At 38.1% G+C, this 16598-nt stretch carries 12 protein-coding genes and 1 other RNA gene; 4 read left to right on the forward strand and 9 right to left on the reverse strand.

Annotated features, from left to right (window positions below):
* Positions 1-41: 41 nt before the first annotated feature.
* Positions 42-380 carry a MerR family transcriptional regulator gene (locus tag QUF78_RS14070; RefSeq protein WP_289316351.1) on the forward strand — a complete coding sequence of 113 codons (339 nt, stop codon included), beginning with the start codon at positions 42-44 and terminating at the stop codon, positions 378-380.
* Between the two features lie 271 nt (positions 381-651).
* Here the strand turns inward: QUF78_RS14070 and cobA are convergent, their stop codons facing one another.
* The 4 genes from cobA to QUF78_RS14090 form a co-directional block, all read right to left on the reverse strand.
* The gene (cobA, locus tag QUF78_RS14075; RefSeq protein ID WP_289325138.1) at positions 652-1422 is read right to left on the reverse strand and encodes a uroporphyrinogen-III C-methyltransferase; all 771 of its coding nucleotides are present in this window, start codon (positions 1420-1422) and stop codon (positions 652-654) included.
* A gap of 152 nt (positions 1423-1574) precedes the next feature.
* Positions 1575-3725 (reverse strand): assimilatory nitrate reductase catalytic subunit NasC, encoded by a 2151-nt coding sequence (gene nasC, locus QUF78_RS14080; protein WP_289325139.1) that lies wholly within the window; start codon positions 3723-3725, stop codon positions 1575-1577.
* A 112-nt stretch (positions 3726-3837) separates the two neighbouring features.
* Complete coding sequence (gene nirB, locus QUF78_RS14085) at positions 3838-6159, reverse strand: nitrite reductase large subunit NirB (protein ID WP_289325140.1); 2322 nt, start codon at positions 6157-6159, stop codon at positions 3838-3840.
* Positions 6160-6216: 57 nt separating this feature from the next.
* Positions 6217-7422: a nitrate/nitrite transporter gene (locus tag QUF78_RS14090; protein WP_289325141.1), complete on the reverse strand. Its 1206-nt coding sequence runs from the start codon at positions 7420-7422 to the stop codon at positions 6217-6219.
* A 584-nt stretch (positions 7423-8006) separates the two neighbouring features.
* On the opposite strand from QUF78_RS14090, the gene QUF78_RS14095 reads away from it, so the two are divergent.
* Positions 8007-8549, forward strand: coding sequence for a ribonuclease H-like YkuK family protein (locus QUF78_RS14095; RefSeq protein ID WP_289325142.1), 543 nt, complete (start codon positions 8007-8009; stop codon positions 8547-8549).
* A gap of 158 nt (positions 8550-8707) precedes the next feature.
* Here QUF78_RS14095 and ssrS read toward each other — a convergent pair.
* Both ssrS and QUF78_RS14105 read right to left on the reverse strand, forming a co-directional pair.
* Positions 8708-8894: non-coding RNA, 6S RNA (gene ssrS, locus QUF78_RS14100), on the reverse strand.
* 114 nt (positions 8895-9008) lie between these two features.
* Positions 9009-10490 carry a UDP-N-acetylmuramoyl-L-alanyl-D-glutamate--2,6-diaminopimelate ligase gene (locus QUF78_RS14105; RefSeq protein ID WP_289325143.1) on the reverse strand — a complete coding sequence of 494 codons (1482 nt, stop codon included), beginning with the start codon at positions 10488-10490 and terminating at the stop codon, positions 9009-9011.
* A 274-nt stretch (positions 10491-10764) separates the two neighbouring features.
* On the opposite strand from QUF78_RS14105, the gene QUF78_RS14110 reads away from it, so the two are divergent.
* Positions 10765-12110, forward strand: a protein-coding gene (locus QUF78_RS14110) for an IS3 family transposase (RefSeq protein WP_289325144.1) whose coding sequence is annotated in 2 segments (ribosomal slippage) — positions 10765-11206 and positions 11206-12110 — 1347 coding nt in all. Because the reading frame shifts where the segments join, the coding sequence is not laid out codon by codon here.
* Between the two features lie 161 nt (positions 12111-12271).
* On the opposite strand, the gene QUF78_RS14115 is transcribed toward QUF78_RS14110, so the two are convergent.
* From QUF78_RS14115 to QUF78_RS14125, 3 genes are all read right to left on the reverse strand, one after another.
* On the reverse strand, positions 12272-13522 hold the full coding sequence (locus QUF78_RS14115) for an MFS transporter (protein ID WP_289325145.1): 1251 nt from the start codon (positions 13520-13522) through the stop codon (positions 12272-12274).
* Positions 13523-13970: 448 nt separating this feature from the next.
* Positions 13971-14852: a mechanosensitive ion channel family protein gene (locus tag QUF78_RS14120; RefSeq protein ID WP_289325146.1), complete on the reverse strand. Its 882-nt coding sequence runs from the start codon at positions 14850-14852 to the stop codon at positions 13971-13973.
* A 20-nt stretch (positions 14853-14872) separates the two neighbouring features.
* Complete coding sequence (locus QUF78_RS14125; RefSeq protein ID WP_289325147.1) at positions 14873-15265, reverse strand: sporulation protein; 393 nt, start codon at positions 15263-15265, stop codon at positions 14873-14875.
* A gap of 675 nt (positions 15266-15940) precedes the next feature.
* Between QUF78_RS14125 and QUF78_RS14130 the strand changes: the two genes are divergently transcribed.
* Positions 15941-16474, forward strand: a complete 534-nt coding sequence (locus QUF78_RS14130; protein ID WP_289325148.1) for an IseA DL-endopeptidase inhibitor family protein — start codon at positions 15941-15943, stop codon at positions 16472-16474.
* The last annotated feature ends 124 nt before the right edge of the window (positions 16475-16598 follow it).

Genomic DNA, 16598 nt, shown 5'->3' on the forward strand with positions numbered 1-16598 from the left:
GATATAATATCATTATTGATCTAGCCTAAATCAAAAATGAGGTGATTTTCATCGTTCAGCCACAAAAAGATTCTTATATTGACAGAAAAGTAATTTCCATAGGAGTAGTAAGAGAATTAACCGGTCTATCAGATAGACAAATTCGGTATTACGAAGAAAGAAAACTCGTTTTCCCCGAAAGGTCTAAAGGAGGTAGCCGTAAATACTCCTTTTCCGATGTCAAGGCATTAGTGGAAATCGCAGATAAAATAGAGGATGGAGTACAAACCAATGAAATTAGACAGGAAAAAATAAAGGAAAATAGAAAAATCGAACAGGAAAAAATGCGAAAGAAAATGCTGCAAGGTCAATTAAATGCACACTTTGGCACACGTAATTGATTTATGCTAGCGCTCCGGAAATATTAGCCGATCCAATACGGTTTTTATAACCGTCAATAGTTAGACTTCCATAAACCCATACAGTACGACTGGACATGATATCATGTCCAGTTTTCAATTTTCATTGCAGTTGAACCATTCCCCTTTTTTGGATTAAAGAAGGGAAACTCAAACCCAAAAAAGGGACTATAAATACAGGACAGGGATCCCTTACAATTAAAGGGGAATTGACTAAATGCAAAATAACAAATATCCACTAATCATTCCACTTCTATGCAAACTCCTTATCTTCTTTCTTCTCTGAAAACCATGATAATTTATCGGATAACTTCACCACTTCTCCTATTACAATCATTGCGGGATTAGCGACCTGCTCTTGTTTAACAAGCTCCACAATTGTATCGATTGTGCCTATAACAGTTCGTTGAAAACCTGTCGTTCCCTGTTCAATGACAGCTATAGCAGTTTGAGGGTCCTTTCCGCAGGATCGTAATTGGTTACATATATAAGGAAGGTTTTTAATACCCATATAAATAGCAATGGTGTCAACACCATTAGCCAAATGATTCCAGTGGATGTTATCAGGTTTACCAGTCACGCAGTGTCCCGAGACAATTGCGAAGGTACTCCCCCAATCCCTATGTGTCACGGGAATTCCTGCATAAGCTGGAGCAGCAATTCCAGATGTGATACCAGGAACTATTTCAAATTGAATTCCGTGCTTTACTAGCTCTTCTGCCTCCTCGCCGCCTCGTCCAAAGATGAAAGGATCTCCCCCTTTTAGCCGAACGACCGTTTTTCCTTCCATTGATTTACTAATTAACATTTGGTGAATGTCCCCTTGAGAGACACAATGGTTTCCAGGTGCTTTACCACAATAAATGAATTCAGCTTCGGCCTTCCCGTATAACAGCAATTCACGATTTACCAATCGATCATACATGATAACATCTGCTTGTTTGATACATTTGGTTGCTTTGACAGTAATTAAGTCCGGATCACCGGGTCCAGCTCCAACAATATAGACCTTACCTTTTCCCATCCTTTTTCCCCTTTTTTGATAGTCATGAATAAGCGCCTTTTTCCTTAAAACTTCATTGGTATGGAATACAGTCCGCTTAGGCTCTATCTTATTAGATTTTGATTAAACTAGATTTTGATAATTGATTATGTTGAATGGGAAGTAATCTCCCTTTAATTGGACATTATCTCAACTATGGGATTTACTTTTACGGCACTTACTTTAAAACCTGGCATTTTGCATGTCGGGTCTAACTCCTGTGAAACGAGGAGATTGACATTTTGTGAGTCTGCCCAATGAAAAGGAACGAATATAGTATCTTGACGAATAGTTTCTGACCATTTACTTCTTACAACGATACTTCCCCGCCTTGATTCAATTTTTACCAACGTAGTATCTGGAATATGATATTTCTTGGCTGTTTCAGGATGAATTTCCATATATGATTCAAAATTTCTTGCTGCTAATGATGAGCTTTTTCTCGTTTGCACTCCTGTTAAATAATGTGACATGATTCTTCCTGTTGTTAAATAAAGTGGAAACTCCGTACATGGCTGTTCTTTTGGAACAATAGGCACATTATTAACCACAACCATATCTGCCTTTCCATCCGGATGGGCAAAAGAAGTTTCGAACAACCTTTTTGTCCCATTATGGTCAAGGGTTGGGCATGGCCACAAAATGCCTCCTTCTTTTCTTAGACGCTCATAGGTTATCCCATAATAATCAGCAGTTCCCCCGCGGCTTGCCACTCTTAATTCATTGAAAATCTCATTTGCAGATTGAAAGGAAAAATGCTCCCCTTTTCCAAGTGCTTTTGCTATATCACAAATTATCTGCCAATCATGCTTGACTTCACCGGGTTTTGAAAAACTTGCTTCCCGCAATGTTACCCGTCCCTCTAAATTTGTCATCGTTCCTACATCCTCTAAATAAGACGAAGTAGGTAAAATTAAATCAGCCATTCTAGCAGTTTCTGAAACAAACATATCTACTGCTACAAGAAACTTTAATTTCTTCAAAGCCTTTTTGACAAAGTTTGCATTGGGATTGGAAACAACTGGATTAGAACACATTAAAAACATGCCGGTTATTTCACCTTCATTTATTTTCTCTATCATTTCATATGCTGAGACACCTTTACGTGGCAAATCAGCCTCATCGATTCCCCATATTCGTGCAATATGTAATCTGTGTTCCTCATTTTCGATCATACGATAACCCGGAAGTTGGTCTGCCTTTTGCCCATGCTCTCTTGCCCCCTGCCCATTTCCCTGTCCAGTAATTGCTCCATAGCCCGAATTCACTTTTCCGATTTTACCTGTAGTGATGAGAATATTAAGAAAATTCCGAACGGCGGCAGAACCATCCGTTTGCTGCTCAACACCCCTTGCTGTAAAAATCATACCTGATTCTTCTTTCCCGAACATTGTAGCCGCTTTCCGGATTTGGTCGCTTGGAACCCCAGTCATCTCTGAAATTTCTTCCAACTCTAAAGATGAAACATACTCTTTAACTTCATCAAAGCCATTTGCACGTTCCCGAATAAATGTTTCATCAGTAAAACCCTCTTCGATAATTACTTTCAATAATCCGTTTGCCAAGGCGGCATCCATCCCTGGTTTTACTTTTAGATGTAAGTCAGCCAGTTTCGTTGTTGCTGTTTCTCGGGGATCCACAGCAATTATATACGCCCCGTTTTCTTTTGCTTTCTCAAAGTACGGCATGATTGTTGGCTGGCATTCCGCAATATTTGTGCCTGCCAAAATAATACACTTTGTGAACGGAACCTCTGACAAGCTGTTCGTTAGGCCCCTATCCATACCAAATGTTTGGCTTGCTGCCGAAGCAGCTGCGGACATGCACAAACGCCCATTATAATCTATATACTTTGTTTTTAAAGCTACTCTTGCAAATTTTCCAAGCAAGTATGCTTCTTCATTCGATATGGAGGCACTCCCGTAAACAGATAATGCATTTATACCATCCTCCGTTTGAATCTTAGCGAAATTCTCCTTAATGTGGTTTAATGCTTCCTCCCAAGAAATGCGAACAAATTCCCCATCTTTTTTTAATAATGGGTATTTAATTCGATCGTTATGCAAAGCATGTTGGTGTGCATTCATACCTTTAATGCATAAGCGCCCCTCTGAGGTTGGATTATCTTTTCCGATCGTCATATACTTTTTTCTTGTGACTATTGTTTGTTCCAAAAGCTGCATCTTACATTGCATGCTGCAAAATGGACATTGTGTATCATACCTTTTTTCTGATTGGACCTCCTGTTGCTTCATGCGGAAATACTTTAATAATATTTCAGTCAAGCCCCTCACCCTTTGCTCATGGATTTCTTTGGATCGTATTCATGTTACAAGCATTTACTCGTATCTCTTAGAAGCATCAAAAGGTACTTGCCACTTTAGTTCTTTCTCTGAGCTACGCCATTTCCAATCGTTGAGATAGTTGCTGACTAAGTTCCTTATCAAACAATACTTCCCTTACATGAATTAAACCCACTCGTTCAATCCATTGCCAAGTCCTTTCTAAGTAATTAGCCGTTTCACGATAATATTGAATAAAGCCGATGATGATTTCAATTGCTTCTTCATTTGTCCCGGCTACACATAATAGTTCGCCGGCACGCACATTACGCCCGCTGCTTCCCCCTACATAGATTTCCCAGCCCCTGTCAACACCCATAACACCTATATCTTTCGTTGTTGATCCTGCACCATTGTGCATACAAGCAGATATGCCCATCTTAATGCGGTAAGGTGTTAAAAGATGCTCAAATCTTTTTTCCAGGTCTACAGCAAGTGAAAGGGATTGCTGTTTGTCACATTGGCAAACATGTTCCCCGATACATGTTTTGACGTTTTGAACGGTATTGCCATATTTCGAACTTAATGGCATGTCTAAATCAGCCCAAACACCTGGGAGATCTTCTTTTTTCACACCCATTAAATGAATCCTTTGTTCACTTGTTATTGCCACCTGCGATATATCATATTTATCAGCAACATTTGCAATTTTTCGCAAGTCTTTCGCATTCGTCATACCGCCGTACATTTGTGGGATAACAGAGTAATGGTTATTGCTTTGAACTGTTGCATTCTTTTGGTCGTTTATGAAAAGAGTTTTCTGTCTGGTCTCATACTCTGGATGAATCATTCCTAAATAATAGCTCAGGGCTGGCCTGCATATTGAACAACCTTCGTTATTTCCCCATTCCAGAACATCCATCACAGCTTGAACAGATGTTAAGTCTTGGAGCTGCATTTGATACACGACTTCATCTTCCGTTAATGTCGTACATGGGCACATTACCTTTTGTACATTAGCCTCATCAGAAAGATTACTTTGAATATATGCCAAAAGCTCGGTCACTGCCGGCTTACACCCACCGCAAGAACCGGAAGCCTTTGTACATTGTTTTACTTGTTCCACTGTTGTTAATCCTTTATTTTGAACGGCATCAATAATTGCCCCTTTTGAAACAGCGTTACAATGGCAAATGATATCATGATTTGCCATTGAAGCGATTAGTCCCTCAGTCGTACCAGGTGTTTGGAACAATGCACCCTTTTCCTCCGATGATACTTCTTGTCTCTTTAAAATCATATCAAGTAATCGTGTGCTGGCCTTTGTATCTCCATACAGCACAGCACCGATGATTTTTCTTCCTTGAAAGACCACCTTTTTATAAATACCATCTAATTCATCAAAGGTTGTGATTGATTTCGTTGTTTCATCACCTAGGAAATCTCCAACAGAGAATAACTCAACACCTGATACTTTCAACTGGGTCGAAAGAACAGAACCTTGGTATCCCTGGCATTTCATCTCACAAATGTGCTTTGCCAGCACTTCCCCCTGTTCATATAGAGGTTTCACCAGTCCATAGACAATGCCTTGATGTTCAGCACATTCACCAACCGCATAAATATTAGCGACGCTAGTTTCTAAATAGTCGTTTACAATAATGGCACGATTTATATCAATTCCGCTTTCTTTGGCCAACTGAATATTCGGTCTGACTCCCGCAGCCATAACGACTAAATCGGCTTCCAGCTCCGTTCCATCCTTAAAACGGACACGTTCTACACGCTCGTTACCGATTATCTCCTGTGTTTCCTTTTGTAAAAGAAAGTGCATTCCCTGGTTTTCCAACTCTTTTTGCAGCAAAATGGATGCCGTTGAATCAAGCTGCCTTTCCATTAAGTGTTCAGCAATATGAACAACATTCACTTCCATGCCAAGGTTTAACAGCCCTCTCGCTGCTTCTAAACCTAATAAACCGCCTCCAATGACGACTGCCTTTTTATACTTCCGTGAATTTTCAATCATCTTTTGGCAATCTTCAATCGTCCGAAATGCAATAACCCCTTCTTTATCAACACCGGTAACAGGAAGAATAAATGGGACAGAACCTGTAGCAATTATGAGCTTATCGTAGTAAACTTCCCTTCTTTTGTCTGTTTTTATCTTTTGAGTTTCTTTATCGATTTTCACGACCGTTTCACCCGTGAACAATTGGATATTATGCTTCGTATACCAGTTTCGTTCATTTATCGCGATATCTTCAAACGAATTGTTTCCTTGAAGCACAGTCGACAATAAGATTCGATTATAGTTAACGTGTGGTTCACTTCCGAAAATAGTAATCTCGAAAGCATTTGGATCATTCATTATGATCGCCTCAACGCATCGTAATCCCGCCATTCCGTTCCCAATTAAGACCAGTTTTTGTTTATACATTTTATCCCCCCAAAAAACAAGTAATGAAATAAGCCAATAAAAGTAGTAAACATGGTTCTAAATCTTAACTGAATTCTTTCCGAGTACCCACGTTTTTCTCCATGAAAGCTGAGCTAGAACCAGGATTAGTAACGCCACGATTCCAATTACGGAAAATACTAAAAATCCTGTAGCGTATGTCCCAGTTATCTGTTTCAACGTTCCTAGTATGTTTGGAACCAAGAATCCGCCAACGCCTCCGGCAGCTCCTACAATTCCTGTAATGAAACCAATTTCTTTAGAAAATCGCTGTGGAACTAACTGAAAGACAGCCCCGTTACCCATACCGAGAAATAACATTCCGATAAACAGTAAAATCGTAACGGTAGAAAAAGAATAAAGAAAACTAATACCGAACATACATAATGTTAGTCCAATAAATAAAAACATTAGCAGTTTAACTCCACCTATTTTATCGGCAATAAAGCCTCCGACGGGACGAAAGAAACTTCCGGCGATGACACATAATGTAACAAATTCCCCTGCCCTTATTCGTGTTAACCCATATTCATCAACAAAAAAGATGCTTAAAAAGCTAGTGAACCCAACAAATCCCCCAAAAGTCACACTGTAGAGAATACAGAAATACCATGTATCTGCTATTTTAAATACTGTGAAATATTCCTTGAGCGGTTTTGCAGGCGGTTGAGATGGTGCGTCTTTTGCGATTAAAATATAAATGACAAACACGATGGTTAATGGAATCAAAGCTAACCCCATAACATTATGCCAGCCAATTGACTCTGCGATACGCGGTCCAAACAGGGTCGCAAACAGAGTTCCGCTGTTACCGGCTCCCGCAATGCCCATCGCAAGACCCTGCAAATGAGGGGGATACCAGCGACTAGCCATTGGAAGTGCTGCAGCAAAGCTTGCACCAGCCACTCCTAGCAAAATCCCAATTAAATAGAGCTCCGCTAAACTTTCTCCGAATAACCATCCCCAAAAAAGTGGAATCATCGTAACAAGCATCCCGCCGATCGAGGTTTTCCGTGGACCGATGCGATCAGTCAAAAAACCAAGAACGAGCCGGAAAAACGAGCCTCCCAAAATCGGAATAGCTACAATCAAACCTTTTTCAGCTGGCGAAAGACCGAAATCCTTTGTAATATAGACACCGAGCGCACCCAATAATACCCAAATCATAAAACTAATATCAAAATAAAGGAATGAAGCTAATAATGACGGTGCATGACCGCTTTTTTTCAATTCAGTTATTTTCATTTTCATCTCTCCTATACTTTATTAATTGAATATTCGTTTATTTTACTCTTATAAAAGCGAGAATTCTTTGTTTATGTGAGAAAACATTACACACTTTTTTTGAAAGTTATAAAATTTGAGTACTTTATATTGGTTATTTGTTAAAATTTTAATAATTTCAATTAGGTTTTCTTCTATAAACATAACTCCGCCATAGGAATTGAATGATATTCGGGTTTCTAAGGTGATATAAAGTCACAAGCTTTAAGTATTTTCCAGTGAAAGACGAGATACACCAAACGAATACTCCAATAAGTTTTTTCGTAATATTCTCCTTACAAAAAAAAGAGAAGAGAAGCCTAATGCACAGGCTTCTCTTCGTTACAAACTCCTCATTCTTAAATCGCAAACATTACATATGTACAAGATTTAGCAATCATAAGCACATCTCATTGTTGAATTACCCTCAAATGATGACCATCATCATTTAACGGCGGGTTCTTCCCACGGCACGAAACAAGGACCTCCTTCATATGATGTGTTATGAGCGGCATGTAGATATTTAATAATCAGATTATATCCGAGGAAAGGTTGGGTGCAATAATATGAAGCAAAATTCAATTCATAACATTCCATTTCAAAATCTTCAAGAAAAAAACATGTCATTCGAAGAGGTATTCGTTCATATTGTAGAATTCATGAAATTAAATCCATCCGGTAACTTTCGATTAATGGTTGGTACAGATTCCCAAGTACATAAAAAACATACGGTTTTCATTACAGGCATCGTAATACGGCAGGTCGGGAATGGTGTATGGGGTTGTATAAGGAAAGTGATGATCCCTAGAAGGATGCTGCATTTACATGAGCGAATTTCCAAAGAATTGTCGTTAACTGAGGAGATTGTATCCATGTTTACGGAGGAAAGGAAAAATCAGTTAATCGATATTGTCTTGCCTGCCGTATATCAAGGGGCAACGTTCATCATGGAAGGCCATATTGATATAGGGATTGGAAAGCGGAACAAAACCAGTGAGTTTGTAAATGAAATGGTAGCAAGGATGGAATCCATGGGAGTGGAACCGAAAATTAAGCCCAATGCCTTCGTTGCCTCAAGTTATGCCAACCGATATACAAAACAAGAGTGATGTCTCCAAAGAAGTAAATCTATGAACAATGGCATTTTCTTCAAAATGCTTTTCGGTTTGGTTTTTCAGACTATAAAGCGGTACATGCAATTCATTTACTGCATTATTGGAAAAACCAAAAAACCGGCCTCGAAGCGAGACCGGTTTCAATATTAAAGATGTAAGCCGCCATTGCCGTACCCAGTAAGAAAGTTTTAAACCACCACTCCTCAAAGTGGGTGTTTGCAGAAACAATCCTGTTGTCCAAGTCAGTGACGAGGCATAACATTCCTGTTTCAATATAAAACTCCCTATTACAGCTTAAAGGTTAAAACTTTATTATCATTACGAACAGAGCAGCTTGTATTATTATATTACCGGAAATCCTCATATCATACAATGTTAATTATCACCATTAACTGGCGATTCAAATATAAAATGGCTTTCGAATGGGAAAGGAAAGCATTCGTTAGTATCAAATTATTGATCAAAATAACCGATAAAATCTCCTTGGTCTTTATTTTGTAGATATAATACCGTTTCTTTGTCAGAAATAGTAGGCAATCCGAAATTTTGTTCATACCTCTCTATACCTTTTCCTGTAATGATAATCCAATCCCCTTCCTTACCTGCGTGTATCGCCTCCTGGATGGCAAAAGTCCTATCTGGAATAACCTTCCCATTCCCAGAAGAGTAATCGCTTTGCAGTTTATTGAGTGACGTTTCCATCACATCAATTCCCTCCGAATTCAAATCATCCATCGTCAAAATCGATACATCACTATGTTCCGATGATACTTTAACCATTTCTGCCCTTTTGGTTGTATCTCGACCACCCCGGAAACCAAAGATATGAAAAATCTTTTCCGCCCCGCATTCTTTGGCAGTTTGAAGCATGTGATGAATGGCATCAGCAGTATGAGCATAATCGATGACTATTGTCGGTCCATCTTCTTTCTTATACATTTCAAATCTTCCTGGCACACCAGAAAATTGTTTTAGTGACATGAGAATTTCCTCTTTTTTGATCGGAAACATCTTCGCTATGGAATACGCTGCGGTTGCGTTATATAAATTATGAAGTCCAGGTAATGGTAATTCAATTTTCACAAAGTCATGATGCTCATTCAATAAAATAAAGGGGGTCGTTGCGGTATTATAATTGGTGATCGTTAAATCGAAGCGATTGGATTTTCCAAATACATAGGTACTGACATTTTTCTCCCGTAAGTATTCTTGTAGTTTTTCTCCCCAGAAATCATCTCCATTAATAATCGCAAGACCATTGGGTTTCAATTTTTCAAAAAGCAGTAATTTAGCCAGGAAATAATCCTCCATCGTACCGTGGAAGTCGAGATGGTCATGATATAAATTCGTGAAGACACAGAAATCAAATTCAATTCCTTCTAAACGATATTGAGCTAAACCATGCGAAGACACTTCCATAATGACAACCATGTCCTTACTGGCAGCCAGCAAGGAATTCAATTCCATGGTACCTGGAGTCGTATTATGGGAATCGACTTTGTTTCCATTGATAATATGCTGTATTGTCCCAATGACGGAACAGGTTACCCCATTCTCTTCTAATATTTGTTGAAGCATATAGCTTGTTGTGGTTTTTCCATTTGTACCCGTAATTCCTATCATTATTTTTTTAATGCTGGGGTCCCCGTAAAACCTTTTCGCGATTGTTCCTAACGCTTTTCGACTGTTCCCCACACGTAGATAAGGAACATCCAATCCCTTAATATCACGTTCGCCTATTACAACCGATGCCCCTAGACGTATTGCATCTTTAATGTAATTATGGCCATCGGCCTTATATCCGTTTACGGCAACAAAAAGGTATCCATTTTTTATTTCTTTAGAATTATCGGTTACCCCTGTGATGGATATATCTTCAATGTCCTTCGGCAAATCCCAGTTTATTTCTTCATTCATTATGTCTTTAAGGATCATTAACTTTTCTCCTTTATCATTTAAGCTATTCACCTATCTGTTGTAATAAATATGACCTTCAAAAATGCATAAGTAACAACAAGCCAATATTAGTATTTACCAGTAGTCTAAAAATAATTGTTTATCCAGAATTTGTTGTTGGTAAAAATATAGCTCCGTTGAGTCTACCGGGATAGATTTTAACCTTGTCACAGAAAAAAAAATAGAAAAGCAGCCAGAATGAACTGCACCCCAATTGTTAGACACATCTAACAATTGGAGGTGCAGTTTCTTTATGGCCAAATTTACAGCACAACAGAAAATACAAGCCGTACAGAGATATATTGAAGGTACAGAGGGACAGGCAAGCATAGCTAAATCTATTGGTGTTACTTCTGGAGTATTAATCACTTGGATTCGACAGTACCAATATCATGGAGAGAGTGCATTTGTAAAACGCTATACAACTTATACGGTAGAAGATAAACTGAAAGTACTTGAATATATGAACTTACAGGGGACGTCTCTCCGTGAAACTGCTGCGGTTTTCAATATTCCGGCACCTTCTACCCTATTACTTTGGCAAAAACAATGTGAAGCGGAAGGAGTAGACGCCCTCAAACCAAAGAAAAAGGGGCGTCCATCCATGAAAAAAGAAACGAAGAAACCACTAGCAGAAGGATCATTAGAGGCATTAAAGGCTGAAAATGAGCGTTTGCGTGCGGAGAATGCCTATTTAAAAAAGTTGAAAGCCTTAGTTCAGGAAAGAGAAGTGTCAGAACGCAAGAAAAAGCGAAAGTAGTGTACGAACTAAGGGGAGAATTTAATTTAAAGCTACTTCTATCTGTCGCGAATATCGCACGGAGCACCTATTATTATTGGAGAAACGCCTTCGGGCGTCAGGATAAATACGTGGAGATAAAGTCTGTCATCGAAGAGATATTTCAGACGAATAGAGGGAGATATGGATATCGACGTATCACCTTAGAATTACATAATCGGGGCATTGTGATTAACCATAAAACGGTGCTTCGATTGATGAATGAGCTGGGGTTAAAGTGTCTGGTACGTTTGAAGAAATACCGTTCGTACAAAGGCAAGGTTGGAAAGATTGCACCCAATATTCTCGAGCGTAATTTTAAAGCAACAAAGCCAAATGAAAAATGGGTCACTGATGTGACGGAATTTCATCTAAAAGGTGAGAAGTTGTACTTATCGCCCATTCTTGATTTATTTAATGGAGAAATCATCGCCTACAATATCGAATCACGTCCTATTTACCCTTTAGTCTCCAAGATGTTAGACCAAGCCATAATGCGATTGGAATCGGAAGATTCACCCATCCTTCATTCGGATCAAGGCTGGCACTACCAAATGAAACCCTATTCACATACCTTGAAGACACATGCGATTACACAAAGCATGTCTCGGAAGGGAAATTGTCTCGACAACGCTGTCATGGAAAACTTCTTTGGCTTATTAAAATCCGAATTGCTTTATTTACAGAAGTTCGACAGCATGAAGCATTTCAAACAAGAATTAGAAGATTATATTTATTATTACAATCACCAACGAATTAAGGTGAAATTAAAAGGCATGAGCCCGGTTGATTACCGGGTTCATGCCCTCAAGGTTGCCTAACTAAATAAAGTGTCTAACTTTTTGGGTTCACTTCAGAATTGGCTGCTTTTTTTTGGTCCTATATGGATATAGCTAAGATACACCCTTTTAAGTTGAATCGAGAATTTTTTTTCTTTTATTCCCCAGTAATTCACTAGGTTACAACACTTTTTCCATGCCTATTAGTGAGTTTCCAGGGTTTGTGTTTCCGCCTTTTGATTGTACAATGGCAAAATGAAAACCATACCTAGAATAAAAAAGAATGCCGCGGTTTCAAAAATGGCGACGAGTGAAAATTGCTCCTTCAACACGCCTGCCGCACTCATAGTCAAAACCATCGAACCCGTGAATAATGGGCTTAAGATTCCATTGACCCTTCCAATGAACTCGCCTTCTGTCCTCTGCAATATCAATGTATTGATCCCTATTTGAATACAAGGCAGCATCAACCCATTAAAGAACTCGGCAGTAAGTGTTATCCAAAGATTTGTTGACAGCCCCATTACAGCCAATCCAATGGCATTCACAAGCATTCCTAAAGCTAATAATCTCTGAGGTGCCACCTTTTTGGCAAAAATCATCACACCAGCTCCGCCTAAAATCATACCGAACCCATTCACCATAAATAACCATTGGAGGTTTTCCTTAGGCAGGTGGAGTTGTTCGGTAACAAGGAATATCGAAAGCGGTTGAATGAAACCCAGTCCGAGCCCGGCGGCTAAAAAACATAAACCAAGCAGACTTAGTTCTTTTTTTCGCAACACGTAGCTCACTCCGCTTTTCATTTCTTGCCATAATGTTGTTTTTGCGGTTTCTACATTCAGTTCGCGATCTTTTGGAAGGAAAGCGAGTGCTCCAGCTGAAAGTAAAAACGCCAGGCCGGTGATTCCAATCGAGATATTGATTCCGAATGATTGGTAGGCAAATGTACCGAGAATCGGACCTAGAACCATAAATACTGCGAAGACGGTCTGATAAACTGACATCCCTGTCTGAATTTGACTTTCTGGTAAGTGCATCTTAAATAGCTTCATGCCTGATGGCTGAGAAAATTGAGAAAGTATCGCCGAAATCAACGTTGCAAAAAACACCATTTTCCAACTACCGAAGATAAGTGCGATAAGCACAGCAAAAACGGATATTGCACTTAAAATATCACACCAAACCATCGTTTTTTTCGGACTCCAGCGGTCAGCAAAAGTTCCACCAATAAATGAAAAAATGAAAATTGGTGCGAATTCCGCTACTGAAATCATGGAAATGGCAAAGGCATCACCGTTTGTCTTTTCCATGACGAATAACAAAACGGCAAAATTTCGTACCCAGATTCCTATTTGTAAAAACAAGCCTGAAAAGATAATGGCCTGAAAAACACGATTTTTAAATATGTTCTGTTCCTTATTACTTAATGGTAAAGATGTGTTTTTTTCCAATATAAAAACCTCCTGAGAAATTTCTGGACAGGAGGCAGTACAATACAAATTTAAAAAGGCAAAATATTCCTAATGGAAGGAACACAATGATCTTTGTTTGTATTTTAATGTACAGACTAATCCTATCCAGAAAAAAAAGATCGTATTTATCACGCATTTTTTTCTTAAAGAATAGGATTAAATGATCATCGTTTCAAGGTCACCCTTCCATTTTATGTTAATTTCATAATAATCGATTTAATCTGATAAATCAAGGTAAAATCCAAAAAAATAATACTTTTTTTGGTGAGGCGTGTTCAATTTTTTGTACAAAAAAACGGACTTCCTTTAAAAGAAAGCCCTTTTATTTCCTTAAGTTTTAAGGATATGTAGCTGAGTAATGTTAGTGCCGTTTGTTACACTCCATGATCATTATCTTCATGACCTCAAGCAAGTGTGATTCTTCTTTTCAGTTCCCCATCATACGTTCATGATTCTGATTTGCTTGTACAAGCAAATGGGATGATGGCATTAGAATTTGATGCTCATGTAAAGCAGTCATCATTTCAAACCTCACACTTCTTGCTGTTTCAAAGTAATGTTCAGGTTTAACAAGTCCGACTAAGCATAGTTCATATCCAACATATTTGAGATTCGGATTTAAATCCGTAATGCCAATGTATCTAAAATCCTCTTCAGGTGTACCATCCTCTAGCCTTAGCAGGGTTTCACCATACTTCTCATTGCAGATAATGCATATATCTTCCAACAGCCGTTTTACCTTTTCAGGATTTTCTTGGTAACTTACTGTAATGCGCTCAATGATTCGCATTCTCCCTTTATTAAAATTTTGAATCGTCCTGATTTCACTGTGTGGGATTGTCAGCAATTTTCCTGACCATTCCCTGATCTGCATGAACCGGATACCGATTTCCTCTACGGTTCCGGAACTTGTCCCATTGAAAGTCACAAAATTCCCTACTCGGAATTCATTATCTGACAGCCTTACAAATCCCAATAAGATATCTTTAAGCATTTGCTGCGCCGCAAATCCGATAACGACCCCTACAATCCCAGCTCCAGCTAAAATTCCTTTTAGGTCTATGAACTGTCCAATCAGATAAATGAGGAAAATCGCAGCAATGCCGTACCTAAGTGTAGAACGAGTAACCCCCTGTATCGTTTTTTCCACTTCTTCATCAAAAAAGGCGGACCTCTTAAAGAACCATTCGACCATTTTATTCAAAATATAATAAACCGCCATTAACAGTAATGCCAATATAAAAAGCCTCATTAATAAGAATTCTTCCAGGATATCCAAAGCACGCTCAGTTATATTCAAGAAGTCCATGTTCCACCTACATTTCCACTTTATTCAGAATCGATTAAAAGCCAGTCGTCATCTTTGCCTATTATCCCTTTATCAAGTATGAGTCTCGTTTTAAGGCGATAGGAAACCCCTCGCTTATAAGGCTCCTCCAACGTAGGCAGACAAAAGTTAAAAGGAATTTCATTACTTTCCCCAGACTTAATCACACTTGAAGATAAAATGGTGCTCGTCTTAAGGGTATTTTCCATCCCTGTCGAATGAGTATCCATTATTAAATCACATTCAATTCTCCTTATTCTTTGCTCTTGTGTACCACCTTTAATCAAGAAATACCCATTTATACATTCACCAGATTTATACGTATTTTTCGAAAGGATTAAATCAATTTGTGCCGAACCTATCCCTAAAAGTAACAAAGATTTTCTAAGTATCAAAGAACACACTCCATTTATATTTATTTGTTTCTATTATCAACCCAAAAGTTCATACATTTCCTAAGTATGCATCACTACAAAAAAACCTTTACACATTTTGGTAAAGGTTTACTAAAATAAAATAGACCTTTACCCATAGGTAAGGTCTGGCTAACAACAATATGCTGCCAACAACACCGAGAGCTATGAACTCCGTAATGACGATATTGTTGTAAAAGCTACTCCCCTTAGGAGAATGTATTCAATTATATTGTTTATCATACGGTAAGATTAGAAAGGTTGTCAAACCTTTATTTTTTTATTTTAGGGTTCTAACCAGGAAATTTCAGTTCTTTGCACATATATTGATATAAATGAAAATATATTGAATTAACTTGTCCAGATATTGCAAAAGAATTAACTACTGGGTTTTAAATAGGCCAGTTAGTGGAATATGAAGTATGTAACAGCCGTTGTCCTTCCATATCACCATTTCATTTTACAACTGGATGAACGCTCCTTTCAAAAAGAATAAAGTGAACAATTTATGTATATTTAATGAAAACTAAAATTAAATTTAAAAATTAACAATATTTCTCTTTTACTTATGATAATCATGTTGTAATATAAATGTAACAATTGTAATATTAATTAAACTTTCGTTACATAAGATATTAGGGATTGGGGAGATTAAGTATGAAAAAATTTTCAGGTATACTATTATCCATTATCATTCTATTTTTCACATTGAGTGCTCAAGTTACCGCACAAACCACATCACAGAATTTATCAAACGTAAATGCATTAAAGATAGCCGATAATGCCAGCAAACATTTTTGGAATGCATTACATGGGTACACTAATCGTTCATGTTCACAAAAAACATTCAATTATAAAGGGACAGAGTATTCATACCTTTGCCAAGAATTCAATACAAAAGCTAAATTGACTAACTACTTAGCAGAGACATTTACCAATAATGCAGTTGAAAAAGGCCTGAATAAATATAACTACATTACCCATAAAGGGAAATTAGCCCGTCCTATCGGAGACGGCGACAGCATGTTGTTGTGGAAAAAAGCAAAAATTAAATTAGTCTATCAAAAATTAAACGTAAGATCCTACAATTTAACTGTACCTACAGTCGACGGTGAATCAGTAAAAAGAACTGTAACCTTTTATAAGTCCGGATCTAAGTGGAAAGTTAATCAGTTCGATGCAGTTCAATAAAAAAATGGGTTAAATGCCATACCTCATATGCCGTATAGTTAGCTATAAACTATATAACATATGAGGTTTTTTTGTTTCCCGCTAGTACTTGAGAAATACCCAGTAGTGCCTTCATATCAGCTCA

The sequence above is a fragment of the Peribacillus sp. ACCC06369 genome (genome assembly GCF_030348945.1).
Taxonomy (GTDB): domain Bacteria; phylum Bacillota; class Bacilli; order Bacillales; family DSM-1321; genus Peribacillus.